Here is an 18,815-nt window from a genome sequence, read left to right on the forward strand (position 1 = left end):
AGAAAAGCGCGAACTTCTGGCAATGCTGATGCAGAAAGAAGGTATAGCAAGGCAAACTATTTACGTAGCACCCCGCACGCCAGTGGAAGAAGTGCTAGCCACAATCTGGAGCCAGGTTTTGGGAATTCCACAGGTAGGCATTTACGACAACTTTTTAGAATTGGGAGGTGATTCAATTGGGAGTATTCAAGTTGTAGCTAAAGCTTATGAAGCAGGCTTAAAATTCACAACAAATCAGCTATTTGAATATTTAACTATTGCAGAGTTAGCAATGATTGTGGAGACAATTGCAGTTGCACAGGAGGAATTGCCGCCGAATACTCATTTTGTGTCTACCGATACGCTCAACTTCAAACCTTCAGACTTTCCAGAAGCTGAGTTAACTCAGGAAGAACTAAATAAGCTTTTTATGAACAACAACAAGTAGAAATTTCACTGTATGGAAGCCAAAAATATAGAGGACATTTATACACTCTCGCCTACTCAACAGGGTATGCTGTTTCACATCCTCTCTGCTCCAGATTCCAAGATGTATTTTGAGCAGACGCTATGTACCTTGCATGGCACTCTCAATGTCTCAGCTTTTGAGCAGGCTTGGCAGCAAGTGGTAAACCGACATCCGAGCTTGAGGACAGCTTTTGTATGGCAAGGTCTGAACCAGCCAGTTCAAATAGTACACCAACAACCTAGACTGCTGATACAGCACTATGATTGGTGTCAGCTTTCAATTGCTGAACAGGAAGCGCAACTACAAAGTTACCTGGAAGCAGACCAAAAAATTGGCTTTGATTTGGCTCAACCACCCTTAATGCGGCTTGCCTTAATCCAAACTGACGCGAACACTTACCAATTTATCTGGAGTATTTGTCATCTAGTGTTGGATGGGTGGTCTACCAACATCATTATGAAAGAATTTTTTGCCTTCTATAAGGCACTTTGCCAAGACCAAAGTCTCCACTTGCAACCAAGCCGTCCTTATCGGGATTACATTGCTTGGCTTAAGCAGCAGGATTTATCACAAGCAGAGGTATTTTGGCGAAAAACTCTTCAGGGTTTCACAACATTAACTCCTTTAGCAGCAGACTGGAGAATTGATGCTTACCCCAATCGCCACCAAGATTCCGGTCAACAGCAAATCCAACTGTCGCTACTAACTACAGAAGCACTTAAATCTCTAGCGCGACAACATCATTTGACGCTGAACACCTTGGTACAAGGAATTTGGGCTTTACTGTTGAGTTATTACAGTGGTGAAGCAGATGTAGTTTACGGAACCGTTGTGTCTGGTCGTCCGCCCACCCTACCAGGGGTTTCCTCGATAGTAGGACTTTTTATCAATACCCTACCAATGCGCGTATTGGTGTCTGGTGAAGCTTTGCTTTTGTCTTGGCTTAAGGAACTCCAACTCCAGCAGCTTAGTATGCGTCGATATGAGTATACCCCCTTAGTGCAAATTCAGAATTGGAGTGAAGTACCCTCAAGTATGCCTTTGTTTGAGAGTATTTTAGTATTTGAAACCTCGACAGCAAGTATTTCTAGCCTACCTATAGAAAACTTGAGGATTGATAATGTTCGTTCCTTGATTAACTCTAACTATTCTCTTGTGCTGATGGTGACACTAGGAGCAGAGCTATCGTTGAATATATCCTATGATTTACACTGCTTCAAATCTATTGCGATCGCCAAAATAATGAAAATTTTTGAACTACTTATCAATAGTATACTTGCAGAACCTAATACTCAATTAAAAAGTTTAATAAATATGATTAATGAGCTTGAAAGTCAAGAACAAACCTTAAATATCAAAGAACGTAGAAATTTCATAATTAACAAGCTAAAAACTTGCCAGCCTAAACCAATCAAATTATCAGTTGATTGATGAATCAAAATAAATAATGTAATTAGATATACTGCAAAATTAAGTTTTTTATTTTACTGACATTAATTCAAATTAATCACCATTTATGTCTTATCAAAAATTAGATTCCAATTATGATTATTTTGCTCAAGAATATAACGAAGTCTACGCTCAGATACTTAGCGAACAGACAATACAAATTTTGGAAAAGTTACTATTAGTGCATCTTCCCAAAGCGGCTAATATTCTTGACCTCTGTTGCGGTACGGGACAATTGGCACAAAAATTATTAATCAAAGGTTATCAAATAACTGGACTTGATAGGTCTGAGTCAATGTTGAATTATGCTCGATCCAATGCACCTAAAGGCAAATTTATATTGTGTGATGCACAATCCTTTGAACTACCACCCATATTTGATGCAGTTATTTCAATGTATGCCCTTAACTATGTCATGAACTTAGAAGAATTAATGGGCGTGTTTCGGAACGTGAATACAGCCTTAAAAACAAATGGAATATTTATTTTCAACCTGCGCTTAGAAGAGGATTTTAAATCATATTGGGATAATTCTACTACTCGCGTTGTTAGAGATGATTATGCCTGGATTAGTCAAAAGAGCTATAATTTTGAAGAAAAAATTGGTCAAATTCAAATAACTGGTTTTCAACTAATAGAAAAAGAATGGAAACCTTTAGAACAAATTATTTTAGAAAAAACTTATTCTCGTGCAGAAGTTCAGTCAGCCCTAGAAAAGGTGGGTTTCAGACAAGTAAGCGTCCATGAAGAAAAACACGATCCTGTATTTAAAGAAAGGTCTGAATATACATACTTTGTTAGTTATAAATAATTTATGAAAAAGTTAACTTAATTGTAATTTATCAATTATCAAAAATTTATAGATTAGTTAAGTATAGGTGGCATTAAATTTCAATTATACATTTTGACTGAGCAAAAAATTATAGTCGAAACAAACTAGATCGGTGAGTCAAACAAATGCAGACTAACATTATTGAAGGCTTTCAGATATCACCTCACCAGAAACATCTCTGGTTATTACAGCAAGATACTGTGACTTATCGCGCTCAGTTAGTTATTTTAATAGAAGGTATTATTAAGATCAATTTACTAAAAGAAGCTTTATATCAGCTAGTAAAACGACATGAGATTCTTCGTACCAATTTTCAGACATCACCTAAAATAAAGATTCCAATTCAGGTAATAAACGATATTAGTAGCCTATCTTTGCAGGAGTTAAATTTGAGTGATTTGGAAATTGAGCAACAAAACACCAGAATTGAGGAACTTTTTGTAGAACAGGGACAGCATAATTTTGATTTTGAAAAAGATTATTTTTTGCGTTTCGTTTTAGCTACTCTGTCAACGCAAAAATATGCTTTGTTTATCACTCTCCCTGCTTTATGTGCCGATGCTTGGACTCTCCAAAATATTTGCAAAGAAATTGCCTCTCTCTACGATACATACCAAAATAATTTAGAAAAAACGTCCGAACCACTGATTCAATACGTCCAATTTTCTGAATGGCAAAATGAAATTATTAAATTAGCGGATGCCAAAATAGGAATAGAATATTGGCGTAAAAAGAATATTTTTGATTTTTCTAGAGTTAAGCTTCCTTTTGAAAATCAGCTTGTTGAACAACCGGAATTTGAACCTCGATTTTTAACCTTAACGATTCCCCACGATGTGGTGGCAAAAATTCAGACCATTGCCCAAAAACATGAGACTTCACTATCTGTATTCTTGCTAAATTGTTGGTTAGTCTTACTTTGGCGTTTAACTGGACAGTCAAATATGATAGTTGGTACGGCCGACAACGGTCGGATATGTGAAGAACTTGAGGGTGCGGTGGGACTTTTAGCAAAATACTTACCCGTTCATTGTTATCTGGAAGAAAACATTCAATTTAGTAAAAATCTACGGCAAGTTGATGAATTAATACGTGAGGTTGCTCAATGGCAAGAATACTTTACTTGGCAGTCAACAGTGGGAGAGACAGAGAATGTTGAGAAACCAACATTTTTACCATTTTGTTTTGATTTTATACAACAGTCTGTAAAGTGTTCTGCTGGCAACGTATCATTTGAAATTTACAAGCAGTACAGTTGCATTGACCGATTTAAAGTAAAACTCTCCTGTATTAAAAAAGAAAAGGATATTATTGCAGAGTTTCACTACGATTCTAAATTATTCTCGACCGAAAACATCAATTATTTAGCAAGACAATTTCACACCTTGTTAAAGAGCGTTCTAAATAATCCAGAAAAATCAATTGGCAATTTAGAGATTCTCAGCGATGTTGAGCGAGAACGAGTGCTTGTCGAATTTAACAATACGAGAAGAGATTATGTTAACGACAAGTGTATCCAACAATTATTTGAGGAACAGGTAGAACGTACTCCAAAAAATGTAGCGGTAGTATTTAAAAATCAGCAACTAACTTACCGAGAACTGAACGCTAAGGCAAATCAACTAGCACATCGTCTTCAAGCTTTGGGAGTTGAACCCGATGTATTAGTGGGGGTTTGCGTAGAACGCTCTTGCGAAATGCTAGTAGGTATACTAGGCATTCTCAAAGCTGGAGGAGCATACGTACCAATCGATCCATCCTATCCCAACCAACGATTGAGTTATATGCTGGCAGATTCTCAGGTATCAATAATATTGACCCAAGAACGATTGGTGAAAAATTTACCTGATGTTGGAGCGTCGGTGCTTTGCTTAGATACTCTTTGGGATGCAATTGCTCAAGAAAGCGATGAGAATCCCAAAAATGAAGTGAAGACTGATAATTTGGCTTACTTAATTTATACTTCTGGCTCTACAGGACAACCCAAAGGAGTGCAGGTTACGCATCAAAACTTAGTTCACTCCACGACTGCTCGAATTTTTTATTATGAGCAACCTATAACAGGCTTTCTCTTAACTTCGTCTTTTGCTTTTGATAGTTCTGTTGCAGTGATTTTTTGGACACTTTGTCAAGGTGGTTTTGTCTCCGTTTTACCGGAAAATGGGCAATTAGATATTCAACAAATTGTAAAGGCGATGCCTACGGCGGCAAGCTACGCTCAACAAGAAATTTCCCATTTATTATGTTTACCCTCTCTCTACAAGCTGATTTTAGAGCAAGCGCGATCGCAGCAAATACTCAGCCTCAAAACCGTAATTGTCGCTGGAGAATCTTGTTCAAAGGAACTTGTTAAGCAACATCGTGAATTATTGCCGCAAGTAAGCTTATTTAATGAGTATGGCCCCACAGAAGCAACAGTTTGGAGTAGTGTCTACAATTGTCAAAATCATAATTTAAATAATTCTGTTTCTATTGGTCGTCCCATTGCCAACACTCAGATTTATTTACTAAATTCTCATCTCCAACCAGTACCAATTGGAGTTCCTGGTGAAATTTATATTGGTGGTTTGGGTGTAGCTAAAGGCTATCTTAATCGCCCAGAACTAACTGCCCAAAAGTTTATTCCTAATCCATTTAGCGATGAACCAAACGCACGCCTCTATAAAACTGGAGATTTAGGGCGTTATCTTGCAGATGGAAACATTGAGTTTCTCGGTCGTCTCGATCGCCAGGTTAAGATTCGCGGGTATAGGATTGAGCTACCTGAAATTGAAGCCGTTCTGAATCAACACCCAGCTGTACAAGAAGCGATCGCTATTACCCAAGAGGATATCGATGCTCACCACCGTTTAATAGCTTATATTGTCCCAAAAAAAGAGCAAGTACCCACAGTTGATGATTTGCGTAGCTTTTTAAAAAACTGCTTGCCAGAGTATATGTTGCCTTCGATGTTCGTGATATTGAAGGCGCTACCACTAAATCCCAATGGCAAAGTAGACCGTCAAGCGCTTCCGATTCCCGACCAAGAAAGACCAAATCTGGAAGCAGTATTTGTCCCACCTAGCACTGCGATCGAAGTAGCACTGGCAGAAATTTGGTCACAAGTTCTGAATGTAGAAAAAGTGGGCATTCACGACAACTTTTTAAAGTTAGGAGGAGACTCACTTCGCAGTATTCAAGTATTATCCAGAGCTAATGACCGAGGATTAAGTTTTTCTTTGCAAGAGTTTATTCAACATCCTACAATTCACGAACTTTCTCAAGTGATAAAGACAAATCAGGAACTACAGATGCCTGCAATAAAGCCAGTTTCTCGTGACCAATACCGTATTTAAATAATTCGTAATTCGTAATTATATTTTTTGATAGTGAAGCGGTAGCGTTGGCGTAGAGTCTACGTAAGTCCTATGAACGCCAGATTTATCTGTAAAATCAATCTAAAATCCACAATTGAATGACAGAACAACTATTTGTTTTTCCTACATCTTTTGCCCAGCAACGACTGTGGTTTTTGCATCAGCTAGAACCGAATAGTTCAGTGTATAACCTTCCTTATGGGTTGCGAATAAGTGGTAATTTGAAAGTAGAGGCTTTGCAACAGGCTTTTGAAGCGATCGCAAATCGTCACGAAATCCTGCGTACTACCTTTACCACAGTGGATGGAAATCCGGTACAAGTCATTGCCAAAAGCCGCTCGATAGTCATACCTGTGGTGAATCTCAGTGAATGGTCGGAAGTAGACCGCGCAGCCCAGGTTCAGGGACTAATTAACAAGGAGGCAGAATACTCCTTTGACCTGGCACACGATTCGTTACTGCGTGTCACCTTGCTCCAATTAGGTAAGAATGAATATCTGCTGTTGCTGACGCTACATCACATCATCTTTGATGGTTGGTCGATTGGGGTTTTCATCCGAGAATTAACAGCCCTCTATAAAGCTTTTTCTACTGGGACTGCTTCGCCACTTCCCGAACTGCCCATACAGTACGCTGACTATGCTATCTGGCAACGAGAGTGGCTGCAAGGGATGGTACTTAAAACTCGTTTAGACTACTGGAAAAAACAGCTAGCTGGTTCTTTACCTGTCCTGGAACTGCCCACAGACCGTCCGAGATTGGCAGTCCAGAACTTTCAAGGTGCAACCGAATTTTTTTCATTGTCTTCTGATTTATCCCAGGCGCTCAAGCACATTAGCCAGCAAGCAGGAGTCACCTTGTTTATGACTCTGCTAGCAGCATTCAAAACATTACTCTACCGCTATACAGGAGAAGAAGACATCATAGTAGGTTCACCTACTGCTAACCGCAACCGCCCGGAAATCGAAGGATTGATCGGGTTTTTTGTTAACACTCTTGTCTTACGTACTTACCTTGGAGATAACCCTAGTTTTCGGCAGTTGCTTTTACGAGTACAGGAAGTAACTTCAGGGGCATTTGACCATCAAGACTTGCCCTTTGAGAAGCTGGTAGAAGAAATGCAGCCGGAGCGCAGCCTCAGCCATATGCCACTGTTCCAGGTGATGTTTGTTCTGCAAAATGCACCGATGCCACCCTTGGAGTTGCCAGAACTGATCCTGAATCCTGTGATGGTGGAGAGTAAGACAGCCAAGGTTGATCTGTCTTTATCGATGACAAATACGCCGCAAGGGCTAATTGGGAATCTAGAATACAACACTGACTTGTTTGAAGCAGCCACTATTAAGAGAATGGTGGGGCATTTCCAGATTTTGCTTGAAAGTATTGTGGTGAATCCTGACCAGAGTCTCAGTGATTTGCCAATCTTGACAGAGACAGAACGGCAGATGTTGGTAAAGTGGAACAGCACAAAAACAGAAAATTTGCAAGACTTGTGTATTCATCAGTTGTTTGAAACTCAAGTAGAGCAAACACCGGATGCTGTTGCAGTGGTCTTTGAAGGGCAACAGTTGACCTATCGGCAACTGAACGCCAAGGCAAATCAACTGGGGCGTTATTTGCATTCTCTTGGTGTCAGACCAGAAATGCTAGTAGGTATTTGTGTAGAGCGATCTCTAGAGATGGCGATCGCTTTGTTGGGCATCCTCAAAGCTGGTGGGGCTTATGTACCCTTAGATCCCACTTATCCCCAAGAGCGCTTGACCTGGATGTTATTAGATTCACGAGTATCAGTCCTCTTGACTCAGAAGCATTTGCTGGTAGAACGAGAGTTTGATGGACTGCATATAGTTTGCTTGGATAAAGATTGGGAAGTAATTTCTCATGAAAGTGAAGAGAATCTCCTCAGTGGTGCTACACCGAAAAATCTAGCATATATCATCTATACATCAGGTTCTACAGGCAAACCAAAAGGAGTGATGATTCAACATCAGTCTTTAGTGAATTTCACTCTTGCGGCAATTGTTGAATATGGGTTTACCCAGTCTGATGGCATTCTACAGTTTGCCTCTATCAGCTTTGATACGGCAGTCGAAGAAATTTATCCCTGCCTAATCTCTGGTGGCACGCTGGTGCTACGTAATGAACAGATGTTAATTGATATACCGAATTTCCTTAAACAATGTCAAGAATGGGAAATTACAGTATTAGATTTACCTACAGCATATTGGCATCATCTGACTTTTGAATTAACAACAACAAAACTAAGGCTACCTGAATCATTGCGCCTAGTAATTATTGGGGGAGAGCAGGTACTTCCAGAACGAGTAAAAATGTGGCAAAAGTATGTAGGTGATTACCCGCAACTATTCAACGGATATGGGCCTACAGAGGCAACTGTAGTAACCACAATTTACAAGTTACCAAAAGCTACCTTTTCTTCAGATAGTACATTGTTAGGAGTACCCATTGGTAAGCCAATTCGTAATGTTCAAGTGTATGTGTTAAATAAAAATTTACAGCCAGTTCCTATTGGTATCCAGGGAGAACTCTACATTGGTGGTGCTGGTTTAGCACGAGGTTACTTGAATCGCCCAGACTTAACTGAAGAAAAATTTATTCCTAACTTCTTTAACAAGTCACAAGAGAGCGATCGCCTTTATAAAACTGGGGATTTAGTGCGTTATCTCCCAGACGGCAACATTGAGTTTCTCGGTCGTATTGATAATCAGGTAAAGGTGCGCGGCTTTCGCATCGAACTTGGAGAAATTGAAGTCGTACTGGCTCAACACTCAGAGATTAAGGAAGTTGTAGTCATTGCTCAACAAGACGCTACAGGCAACCAATACTTAGTTGCTTATGTGGTTCCCGCTTCAAATTCAGTTCCCAACAGCAGTGAACTACGCCGCTTTCTCAGTGATAAGTTGCCTGAATATATGCTGCCAAAAGTCTTTGTGGTGTTAGAAGCACTACCACTCACTCCTAACGGCAAAGTAGACCGCAAAGCGTTACCAATTGCTGACCAAAACCACTATGATGATGACACAACTTACGTAGCGCCACGTACATTAACTGAAGAGAAACTAACGGCAATTTGGTCTGATTTACTTGTTCGAGAACAAGTTGGTATTAATGATAACTTTTTTGAGTTGGGTGGTCATTCCTTACTGCTGACTCAGATGATTTTTCGAGTGCGAGAAACTTTTCAAGTAGAGTTACCCTTGCGTAGTCTATTTGAAATGCCTACCGTAGCCAGCCTAGCCGAAAGTATTGAGATGGTTCAAAACGCAGGTTCTTCTAATACTATTGCTAGGAAAACTGTTGCGGATCTGCAAGCTGAAGCCGTTCTCGATCGCACAATTCGTCCTGAAGCTGTCCCAAGAGATTATACAACCGAGCCAGCTAGTATATTATTAACCGGAGCCACAGGTTTTTTAGGAGCTTTTTTACTTGATGAACTTCTCCAAAAAACTCCAGCAGATATTTATTGTTTGGTACGTTCTGCTGATGCAGAATCAGGCAAAAATAAGCTGCGCCAAAACCTGGAAACGTATTTACTGTGGAACGAAAATTTCAGTTCCAGAATCATCCCGATTGTGGGAGATTTATCTGAGCCACTTTTTGGACTATCTCAGGAAAAGTTTCTACTATTGGCAAATAAGATAGATGTTATTTATCACAATGGTGCTTTCGTTAATTTTATTCATCCATACGAGCAGATGAAGGCGATTAATGTTCTCGGAACTCAGGAAGTTCTCAGATTAGCAAGCTTAATCAAAATCAAGCCAGTGCATTACGTTTCTACTCTTTCCGTTTTCCCCGCACAAAGCGATTCGGAAGTTCAAGTTTTTCGAGAAAAAGACTATTTAGAACACGGTGAAATTCTCGAAAGTGGGTATGCTCAGAGTAAATGGGTAGCGGAAAAATTAGTAGCGATCGCACTTTCTAGAGGGCTTCCTGTGACTATCCACAGACTGGGAAGAATTACAGGAAACAGCAAAACAGGAGTTTGGAATACAAATGATTTTATGTGCAGCATGATTAAATGCTGTATTCAGCTTGGTAGTGTGCCGAAAATTGATGGTTTGGTGGACATGACCCCTGTAGACTACGTAAGTCAAGCGATCGTTTATTTATCTGGGCAAAAAGAATCAATTGGAGAAGTTTTTCACTTGCTCAATCCCCACCCAATTAAACTAGAAGAACTTATCAAGTGGGTACGTTCTTATGGCTATCCACTGCGGCTAGTTGCTTATGATAAATGGCGACAAGAATTGATAACTGCTGCAAAGCATTCTCTAGATGCAACGTTGTATTCCCTTTTGCCTTTGTTTCCTGAAAATAGATTCAAAAATCAGATATCCATCGAAGAGAGTCTTTCTCAATCAAAAATGACACAGTTCGATTGCCAAAACACGCAGGGTAAGCTAGCAAATACTTCTATTGTATGTCCGGCGATCGATGACGAACTTCTGCAAAACTACTTCTCTTACTTCACTCATAATGGTTTCGTAAATCACCCACATCTGTAGAATGCGAATATTTACCCTGATCTGGTTTGGGCAACTTGTCTCATTAATTGGCTCTGGGCTGACTCGATTTGCTTTAGGTGTCTGGGTATACCGAAATACTGGGTCAGTCACGCAATTTGCCCTGATTTCTTTGTTCGCAATACTGCCAAGCATTTTGTTGTCACCCTTGGTCGGTGTGCTTGTAGATCGCTGGAACCGTCGCACTTGTATAATACTTAGCGATGCTGGAGCAGGAGTGAGTACGCTGGCTATTGTGCTGTTACTCTTGGTTGGTCGGCTTGAAGTCTGGCATATCTACTTAGTTGTAGCAGTTAGTTCGATCTTTAGCGCTTTCCAGTGGCCAGCCTATGCTGCTGCAACTACAATGCTTGTCCCAAAGCAACACCTTGGTCGTGCCAATGGTATGGTGCAATTTGCAGAGGCAACTTCACGGCTACTTTCACCGATGTTAGCAGGTGCGCTGGTTGTAACTATTCAAATTCAGGGCGTAATCCTGATTGACTGCGTTACTTTTCTTTTTTCCGTGGTGACGCTGCTACTCGTCCGATTCCCTGAACCGAAAACTACCGCAGAGAATGAAGTGAGGAAAAGTTGGCAGCTGCGGGAGTTCACCTATGGGTGGACATACATCACTGCTCGACCCGGACTACTAGGATTGTTGATTTTCTTTGCTGCCATTAATTTCTTAATCGGAGTTGTCAGCGTACTGGTTACACCACTGGTATTAGCCTTTGCTACGGCTAACGTACTGGGTACGGTACTGTCCATTGGTGGAAGCGGTATGTTGGTTGGTGGTCTGGTGATGAGCGTTTGGGGCGGCCCCAAGAACCGTATTCTTGGTGTGTTTGGTTTTACCCTATCAGGTGCATTGTCCATAATACTTGCAGGGCTGAAACCTTCTGTTCCGGTCTTCTTTGCAGCTGCTTTCATCTATTATTTTGGGGTGTCCATGATTAATGGCTGCGACCAAGCCATTTGGCAGAGCAAAGTTGCACCTGCTGTTCAAGGACGTGTGTTTGCCGTGCGAAGTATGCTCGCTTTGGCATCACTACCGCTTGCCTATCTGATTGCAGGGCCTTTAGCTGATGGAGTTTTCGAGCCATTACTTGCTCCTACAGGGTTATTAGCCGGAAGCATTGGCAAGCTTATTGGTGTCGGTCGAGGATATGGTATTGCTTTGTTGTTTATTGTCGTCGGAATCTTGACTATAATAGCGATCGCTTTTGGCTATCTATATCAACCTCTACGGCGGCTAAACCATCAACTGCCAGATGCAATTGCTGATGAGGCTCTCTTATAGAAGCATCGGTGAGAGATTAAGATAATATTGCTTTTGTCAATTAGAAATTATGCTGAAAATTTAGAAAAAGCAAAAGTATTAAATTAATTATTGTACTGAATTTTGGGGATTTCAATTATTCTCTTATTACTATCAACATGAAATAGAGAATCACTAGAAGTATTCATGACTGCATCGTAGCGCTGGCGATCGCTCAGATCCTGATTCCACTTATTAAGTAGAGAACGAGCGGTGGCTGGTATTACATAACGTAGTAATTCTCCTGTTTTCTTATTCTTAATTACAACAACCCCAAAGTTACTTGCGTCGCTTTTAGAGGGTATGACCCGTAGTGAGTTTTGCCCCGGCGTAGCAACTGTAGCAATCATAATGCCATCCGCAACGCAAGGACATGGCGCATTAGCACCATCAAAGTAAGTAACATCCAATTCGCGTGATTTAGCATCAAGACGCTTCATTGCATCTAATCCTATACGGATTCCTAAAGCAATATAACTACCAAAACCTCCATGTATGCGCTTTCCGAGAGTGACCCATTCTTCTGGAGTTTGGGCTTTAGTCGGTACAGACGGAACTAAAAAACACAAACAAATTAGTAAGGATATAAGTCGCTTAAGTTTGTTAGGCATCACTATACTTTGCCAAAATAGCTACTATACAACTGTAATCAACTTGAATGAACAATCTCTAAAACCTTAACCATTTGCTAATAGCATCCAATTAGCAATAACTTCACTGCGTAGCAAACCTAAATCTAGGGAAAAAAGCGATCTAACACCGTCTTTAATGCTTCAATCTCAGTTTTAATATCTCCCTCTTGGGTAGTTCGAGCAACGGATTCCTTGAGATATTCATGTAAAATAATTCGACCAACTTGCTGAACTGCTCCTCGAACAGCAGCTATTTGAACCAATACATCCGGACAAGGACGACTGGCTTCAACCATATTCTTGACACCCCGAATATGTCCTTCAATACGGGACAATCGCTTCACCAAATCATTTAGAGATGCTTCACTGTAATTATGCTTTATATTGGATGAGTTTTCTTGATGAGAATCCATATAGCTATTTTTGGTTTTTGATGGGTTTGGAATTGATTAAGTAACAATTTACTACTAGCTGAAATCTAAATTACTGCTAAAAAATCTTGTTGGGTAGCAATTTCATATGACTGATTCAAACAAATTCACGCTCGTGGAGATGGACTGACAGGTGCATGTTCCAGCTGACAGTAAGGGCGGCTATAGCATAATGGTGACTCTAAAGCGTGCCTAACCAAGAACTCTGGATTGCTCATTACTTGTTCAGTTGCGCCATCGTACACAACTTGACCTTGACTGAGAACAACAGTGCGATCGCACAAGTCCAAAGCTAAATCTAAATCATGCGTTGCAATCAACTGAGTCAGAGGTAAACTTTGCAGTAACTCGATTAACTGACGGCGACAACGGGGATCTAATTGAGCCGAGGGTTCGTCAAATACTAATATCTGTGGGTTCATGGCTAAGACACCGGCGATCGCAATCCGTTTCTTTTCACCTCCATATAAATTACCTGTATAGCGTTGCCATACCATTGGGGATCGATATCAACTGCTGCCATTGCTTGCAGAACTCGCTGTTGTAATTCTTCACCTTGCACACCCATATTCATCGGGCCAAAAGCAACATCCCGGTAGGGGGGCATAAAAACGCCTACGGCGGGCGCTTGCGCCATCGGAGTAACGGCAGCAACATGAAAAAATGATGCTTACAAACGAACAATAATTGCTTTCTTTTCACAGATACGGTATCTACGACCTAATTTAGTAGGGTTAACCACACTTAATTGTTTTGTCAAGTAATTGCAAATATTATTTACATAACGTTATATTTAGTTACATAAACTAGCGAAGGAAAAAAAGACATGACTAGCAAAGGTTTCACCATCAACGAACTCGGTCAACTTGACAACTTTGCAGTTGAACCAAAGGTTTATGTAGACCAAACTCCAAGAGTTGGCTTTACCGAGTATGCTGAAAAACTCAATGGTTGTTTGGCAATGATTGGCTTTGTCTCACTCATCGCTTTTGAAGTAACCACCGGACACGGCCTGATTGGATGGCTGACTAGCTTGTAGATAATTTTAACTATCCAAAAATTACATTCAATTAACGCATAGAACATTAAGCGAGGAGAGTTATGAGAACTGATTTTGATTTCCCCAAAAAAGATTTAATTGGCCCCGTTGTTTTTCGACCTGATTTCACCAACTTTGAGAAAATCAATCTCAACCAAGCTTGGTCATTGTTTTTCACCGCAGGTCAAGACGACAAAGCGTTGGGACAAGGAATTGAATTAGGCAAGTTTTTCACTAACCTTTTAATTGCTGTAGGAGTAACGGGAATCCTTTGGGGAACTTTCTTCAGTAATTTAGGATAAGCAATTGTATAAGCGTGTTCAATTGAATAAATTCACTAGAAGTCTTGGTTTTCATAGCCAAGACTTCTTTAATGTCATGAAATTTTCAAATCAGAGTGACTGTTAACTAAAATTTGCTCTTGTATTATTTTCCTTACCATGCTATATAATGGGTCGATTAGTCGGTTCTAGTGGGGAACAGCCATTAGAGGAAACGGGGAAAGTCCGGTGTGAATCCGGCGCTGTCCCGCAGCTGTAATGAGATTGTGTTCAAACATCCTCTCAAAGTCAGAAGACCCGCCGATGTTAATACACCTAAAAAATCTGCGAGGTACAGATGTTACAAAATTTTTTCCGGTCAGAGTTAAGACTTATATCATTCATCGTTTTTTGTATCTGCGTTAGGAAAAATCATAGGTAGTGGATTTTACCAAACAACAACGCTCGCAATATCAAAAGCAAAAATATACAGCTATCAACTATGCCTTGCGAAAATTCAGTATGGCTAACATTTGAATTAAATAAATTTAATTCAGTTGATTGAACTGTCATGAACTCGATTAAATATTCAAGTATTTTTGCTAGAGTTTTTTGATAGTTGTACGCCAAATTCCTAGAAGTTTTGTGGTTTTTTGAGCGAACAAAATTAGAGAGTGTGGATAATAAAGCGGTTTATTTGCATTTAAATACCCAGCTAAAAGAACATTCAGCAGTCAAGTATTTCTGCTGGGTTAATACTGGTGTGAGTAGAAGTAAATACAAATTGTCTGATGTTATAAAATCGAAACAGGAGAGTACTCTGTGAAAATCCACTGGTTGCTACCCAGTACAATATTAAGTATTGCCATACTCACATCTCCCGCACTTGCTGCAAAACTAGAATCTTGGCGATTTGATGGTGTCTCTAAGCAACTGGAATTTACGACTGATGAGATCGTTCGCGGTATTCTCCAGTATTTACGGCAAAAGTAAGTAATTTTCTTATTGAATCAGATTTTATACCAATCACAAAATAAGTTATTGAATTTTGCATTAGACAGTAAACAATGATATAGTTTAAACTTACAAGTCGGTTCTGATGGGGGTCAGCCATCAGAGGTAAGGGGGAAAGTCCGGTGTGAATCCGGCGCTGTCCCGCAGCTGTAATCAAGGTTTACCTTGTGAGTCAGAATGCCCGCCGAAAAGTCAACTTCTGCTGAAATCTACGAGGTATAGATAAGCGCAACTATGAATATTTTCACAATCAATCAATTTTATTTCTTCATCGTACCAAAGATACACTTCAGGTTACGGCTTAAGAGGAGATGATAGAGAGTTAATTGGCGATACAAATTGCGCCTAGAAGCGTCTGCTGAGTTATTTGGCACGATTATCGCTGATGTAAAAAGTAGCAGTTTTTTAAAAGGACATCAATAGCTATTTAATAATAGCTGTATTCCTGCTGTCTGATCTTATAATGGTCATCCAATTATAAGATTTTGGATTGATTCTACAGACAAATTCTGCGAATTGTACCATCAAAGAATTGTTGGTCAATTATTACCAATAGTTTGCAATAGATACATTGCACAGTCAGCAAGGTGAAATTTCATGCTGACAAAACTTTGTAATATCTGCGTTTGGGACTTAATTCTACACACATTAAAATTAATGCTCAACAAACAACATACATTATTTGTTTGTACGACCTGCGCTACCCTGTGGCAAGATGGTAAGCGGATTGGTGAAAGTGGCGGACAGCAGTTATTACAACAACTTCAACAACTTACATTCGATTGGGAATTGCAAAATAAATTCTTCATTCAGGGAGTTGAATGCATGAGTGCTTGTAACCGTTCTTGTGTAATTGCCTTTGTTGCGTCAGGGAAACCAACTTATTTATTTGGTGATTTACCAAATGATAGTTGTGCATCTGCGGTACTGCAATGTGCCAGTCAATACTATGCTAAAAGTGATGGTTCACTGCCTTGGTCAGAACGACCTGAACCTCTAAGAAAAGAGATTCTAGCAAAGATTCCACCACAAAGTAAGTGGACGCAATTAAACATAAGTTGTTGTAATTGAAGACTGAGTGAAAAAGCTCTTGAGCAGAGGAATAGGGAAGCTATAGCCCACAATTATACTCAGCTTTGAACCTGATATTTTTGGTAAAAGTTAGCAGTTTCTAATTCATAGTGTGTAATTATCTAATCTTCAAAGGAATAAAAAGTAATGCAGATTCAAACCGCAACATTAGGCTATCCCCGTATTGGTAAAAATCGGGAAGTCAAAAAAGCATTAGAAGCATTTTGGAGTGGCAAGCTAGAGGCAGAATCGTTACTACAAACCGTGCGACAAGTTGAGGAATCTAACTGGAAAACTCAACTGGAAGCCGGAATTGACCGCATTGGTATTGGAGATACAACTCTCTACGACCATGTACTTGATTGGATATTTCGTTTTGGGCTAATTCCTCAAAGATTCCAGCAATTTAGTGGGTTAGAACGCTACTTTGCAATGGCGCGGGGTCAAGAAGGAATTCCAGCTTTGGAAATGACTAAGTGGTTCGATACTAATTACCACTATCTTGTCCCAGAAATTGCAACAGATATATTACCAGCCGATTTCAGTGACTTTATAGAAACTGTGTCTCGCGCTCAAAATATATTAGGTAAAAAAGCAGTTCCCATAGTCTTGGGGCCATGCACTCTACTACGTTTGAGCCGACTGGAATTAAATGTAGACGAGGCAGTATCAAAGCTATTGCCACTCTATGTTAACCTGCTTACAGAACTGAAGAATTTGGAAATAGCAGAAGTACAAATACATGAACCAGCACTGGTTTTCGGTGATGCTAATTCCTGGAAAGAACATTTTCAAACTGTCTATAATTCACTCTATACAGTAGGAATACCTTTGCATCTAGTTACTTATTTTGATGACTTGGGTGAAACCTACCCTTGGGTAATAGATTTACCAGTTGCTGCTATTAGCTTAGACTTTACACGCGGACGCAACTTAGAGTTAATTAAAACTCATGGTTTCCCACAAAATAAGCGACTAGGAGTAGGGATTATAGACGCAAGAAATATCTGGCAAGTTCGTCCAGAGAAAGTTATTCCCGTGTTACAAGAGATTGTAGAGACGTTACATGGAACATCTCTAGATATTCAACCATCCGCTTCCTTACAGTTCGTTCCCTATGATGCTAAACGAGAAAAACGATTACCATCACAGCTACGTAATGTCTTGAGTTTTGCCGAACAGAAACTTCAAGAAGTGGTTTTCTTGGCTCGAACTATAAAAGGTGACAACACTAAAACAGAGCAAGAATTTATTGAGTCAACCTGGAGTACATTCGAGGAGTTTAGTCCAGCCAATCAGTCGGTTAAAGAAAGACTCAAGACTCTGAAGATTGATGATTTTCAGCGTTCATTATCCTATGGATTGCGCCTAGATTCTCAAATTCCTCTGCCTCTGTTCCCAACAACTACAATTGGTTCTTTTCCCCAAACTTCTGAAGTTCGCCAACTCCGAGTCCGATATAAACGGGGTGAATTGAATCAGTCAGAATACGAAGCTGCAATTGATGTTCAAATTGCCGATAGCATTAAACTACAAGAGGAATTAGGATTAGATGTTTTAGTACACGGTGAATTTGAACGCACCGATATGGTGGAATTTTTTGGACAACAATTACCAGGTTTTGCTTTCACTGAAAACGGCTGGGTGCAAAGCTACGGTAGCCGTTATGTTCGTCCACCAATTATTTACGGTGATGTGGTTCGCACTACACCAATGACGGTACGTGAGTTTAAAGTAGCTCAATCATTGACTGAAAAACCTGTAAAAGGGATGTTAACTGGCCCTGTAACTATCTTAAATTGGTCTTACCCCCGAACGGATATTTCTCGTCAAGAACAAGCTTTCCAAATTGCTTTAGCACTGCGAGATGAAGTAGCAGATTTGGAAGTTGCTGGTGCAAAAGTAATTCAAGTCGATGAACCAGCACTACGTGAGGGTTTACCTCTAAAGCCTCAACGATGGAGTGAATATCTTTCTTGGGCTGTGGATGCATTTCGGTTGGCGACAGCAGTAGCCCAACCCCAAACCCAAATTCATACTCATATGTGTTATTGCGAATTTGGTGACATTATCAAAGATATTGAACGGTTAGATGCTGATGTGATTTCGATTGAAAATAGTCGCAGCAATAATCAAACTTTGCGAGAAATCACAGAAGCTGGCTATTCACATCAAGTTGGTAATGGAGTTTATGATATCCATAGTCCTGTTGTGCCGACAGCTGAACAGATTTTACAGCAATTGCGGACTGGAGTTGCTAATTTACCCGTAAAACAAATTTGGGTGAATCCAGATTGTGGTTTGAAAACTCGCCGTTGGGAGGAAGTAGTTCCATCAATTAAAAATATGATAGAAGCCGCGAAAATTTTACGAGAGGAAGTAAATACAACTGTGAAATAACAGTAAAAAGACTACAGAGATTAGCTTATAAGTGTC

The 18,815-nt window shown here is 40.0% G+C and carries 14 protein-coding genes, 1 pseudogene and 2 riboswitches; of the genes and pseudogenes, 11 read left to right on the plus strand and 4 right to left on the minus strand.

Annotated elements, in window-relative coordinates:
* Positions 1-61: 61 nt before the first annotated feature.
* The 6 genes and pseudogenes from RMY16_RS33055 to RMY16_RS16170 all read left to right on the plus strand — a co-directional run.
* Positions 62-277, plus strand: a pseudogene (locus tag RMY16_RS33055) (phosphopantetheine-binding protein); the annotation flags it as partial.
* 162 nt (positions 278-439) lie between these two features.
* The gene (locus RMY16_RS16150; RefSeq protein WP_322737258.1) at positions 440-1,879 is read left to right on the plus strand and encodes a condensation domain-containing protein; all 1,440 of its coding nucleotides are present in this window, start codon (positions 440-442) and stop codon (positions 1,877-1,879) included.
* An 85-nt stretch (positions 1,880-1,964) separates the two neighbouring features.
* Positions 1,965-2,708, plus strand: a complete 744-nt coding sequence (locus tag RMY16_RS16155) for a class I SAM-dependent methyltransferase (protein ID WP_322737259.1) — start codon at positions 1,965-1,967, stop codon at positions 2,706-2,708.
* Between the two features lie 146 nt (positions 2,709-2,854).
* Positions 2,855-6,064: an amino acid adenylation domain-containing protein gene (locus RMY16_RS16160; protein ID WP_322737260.1), complete on the plus strand. Its 3,210-nt coding sequence runs from the start codon at positions 2,855-2,857 to the stop codon at positions 6,062-6,064.
* Positions 6,065-6,183: 119 nt separating this feature from the next.
* Positions 6,184-10,614, plus strand: coding sequence for an amino acid adenylation domain-containing protein (locus RMY16_RS16165; RefSeq protein ID WP_322737261.1), 4,431 nt, complete (start codon positions 6,184-6,186; stop codon positions 10,612-10,614).
* 1 nt (position 10,615) lies between these two features.
* A complete protein-coding gene (locus RMY16_RS16170; protein ID WP_322737262.1) occupies positions 10,616-11,914 on the plus strand; it encodes an MFS transporter in 1,299 nt (432 codons plus the stop codon).
* A gap of 83 nt (positions 11,915-11,997) precedes the next feature.
* Here the strand turns inward: RMY16_RS16170 and RMY16_RS16175 are convergent, their stop codons facing one another.
* The 4 genes from RMY16_RS16175 to RMY16_RS16190 all read right to left on the minus strand — a co-directional run bounded on the left by RMY16_RS16175 (position 11,998) and on the right by RMY16_RS16190 (position 13,632).
* The gene (locus RMY16_RS16175) at positions 11,998-12,543 is read right to left on the minus strand and encodes a formylmethanofuran dehydrogenase subunit E family protein (protein ID WP_322737263.1); all 546 of its coding nucleotides are present in this window, start codon (positions 12,541-12,543) and stop codon (positions 11,998-12,000) included.
* A gap of 125 nt (positions 12,544-12,668) precedes the next feature.
* On the minus strand, positions 12,669-12,977 hold the full coding sequence (locus RMY16_RS16180) for a metal-sensitive transcriptional regulator (protein WP_416211676.1): 309 nt from the start codon (positions 12,975-12,977) through the stop codon (positions 12,669-12,671).
* A 125-nt stretch (positions 12,978-13,102) separates the two neighbouring features.
* Positions 13,103-13,492 (minus strand): energy-coupling factor ABC transporter ATP-binding protein, encoded by a 390-nt coding sequence (locus tag RMY16_RS16185; RefSeq protein ID WP_322737264.1) that lies wholly within the window; start codon positions 13,490-13,492, stop codon positions 13,103-13,105.
* On the minus strand, positions 13,420-13,632 hold the full coding sequence (locus RMY16_RS16190) for a hypothetical protein (RefSeq protein WP_322737265.1): 213 nt from the start codon (positions 13,630-13,632) through the stop codon (positions 13,420-13,422). Before RMY16_RS16190 ends, RMY16_RS16185 begins: the two co-directional genes overlap by 73 nt.
* A 189-nt stretch (positions 13,633-13,821) precedes the next feature.
* On the opposite strand from RMY16_RS16190, the gene RMY16_RS16195 reads away from it, so the two are divergent.
* From RMY16_RS16195 to metE, 5 genes are all read left to right on the plus strand, one after another.
* Complete coding sequence (locus tag RMY16_RS16195) at positions 13,822-14,034, plus strand: high light inducible protein (protein ID WP_322737266.1); 213 nt, start codon at positions 13,822-13,824, stop codon at positions 14,032-14,034.
* Between the two features lie 62 nt (positions 14,035-14,096).
* Entirely contained in the window at positions 14,097-14,336 is a 240-nt protein-coding gene (locus RMY16_RS16200) for a hypothetical protein (protein ID WP_322737267.1), read from the plus strand.
* Between the two features lie 145 nt (positions 14,337-14,481).
* A riboswitch (cobalamin riboswitch) is annotated at positions 14,482-14,635 on the plus strand.
* Between the two features lie 481 nt (positions 14,636-15,116).
* Positions 15,117-15,287, plus strand: a complete 171-nt coding sequence (locus tag RMY16_RS16205) for a hypothetical protein (RefSeq protein WP_322737285.1) — start codon at positions 15,117-15,119, stop codon at positions 15,285-15,287.
* 81 nt (positions 15,288-15,368) lie between these two features.
* Positions 15,369-15,512: riboswitch (cobalamin riboswitch) on the plus strand.
* Positions 15,513-15,965: 453 nt separating this feature from the next.
* Positions 15,966-16,379 (plus strand): DUF1636 domain-containing protein, encoded by a 414-nt coding sequence (locus RMY16_RS16210; RefSeq protein ID WP_322737284.1) that lies wholly within the window; start codon positions 15,966-15,968, stop codon positions 16,377-16,379.
* A 147-nt stretch (positions 16,380-16,526) separates the two neighbouring features.
* A complete protein-coding gene (gene metE / locus RMY16_RS16215; RefSeq protein WP_322737268.1) occupies positions 16,527-18,779 on the plus strand; it encodes a 5-methyltetrahydropteroyltriglutamate--homocysteine S-methyltransferase in 2,253 nt (750 codons plus the stop codon).
* Positions 18,780-18,815: the final 36 nt, after the last annotated feature.

It is taken from the genome of Nostoc sp. DedQUE12b (genome assembly GCF_034530835.1).
Classification (GTDB): Bacteria; Cyanobacteriota; Cyanobacteriia; order Cyanobacteriales; family Nostocaceae; genus Nostoc.

Coding starts and splice junctions, on each gene's coding strand:
- RMY16_RS16155 (WP_322737259.1), top strand. CDS start 1,965: ATGTCTTATCAAAAATTAGATTCCAATTATGATTATTTTGCTCAAGAA.
- RMY16_RS16160 (WP_322737260.1), top strand. CDS start 2,855: ATGCAGACTAACATTATTGAAGGCTTTCAGATATCACCTCACCAGAAA.
- RMY16_RS16175 (WP_322737263.1), bottom strand. CDS start 12,543: ATGCCTAACAAACTTAAGCGACTTATATCCTTACTAATTTGTTTGTGT.
- metE (WP_322737268.1), top strand. CDS start 16,527: ATGCAGATTCAAACCGCAACATTAGGCTATCCCCGTATTGGTAAAAAT.
- RMY16_RS16180 (WP_416211676.1), bottom strand. CDS start 12,977: ATGGATTCTCATCAAGAAAACTCATCCAATATAAAGCATAATTACAGT.
- RMY16_RS16190 (WP_322737265.1), bottom strand. CDS start 13,632: ATGGCGCAAGCGCCCGCCGTAGGCGTTTTTATGCCCCCCTACCGGGAT.
- RMY16_RS16185 (WP_322737264.1), bottom strand. CDS start 13,492: ATGGTATGGCAACGCTATACAGGTAATTTATATGGAGGTGAAAAGAAA.
- RMY16_RS16200 (WP_322737267.1), top strand. CDS start 14,097: ATGAGAACTGATTTTGATTTCCCCAAAAAAGATTTAATTGGCCCCGTT.
- RMY16_RS16150 (WP_322737258.1), top strand. CDS start 440: ATGGAAGCCAAAAATATAGAGGACATTTATACACTCTCGCCTACTCAA.
- RMY16_RS16165 (WP_322737261.1), top strand. CDS start 6,184: ATGACAGAACAACTATTTGTTTTTCCTACATCTTTTGCCCAGCAACGA.
- RMY16_RS16195 (WP_322737266.1), top strand. CDS start 13,822: ATGACTAGCAAAGGTTTCACCATCAACGAACTCGGTCAACTTGACAAC.
- RMY16_RS16170 (WP_322737262.1), top strand. CDS start 10,616: ATGCGAATATTTACCCTGATCTGGTTTGGGCAACTTGTCTCATTAATT.
- RMY16_RS16210 (WP_322737284.1), top strand. CDS start 15,966: ATGCTCAACAAACAACATACATTATTTGTTTGTACGACCTGCGCTACC.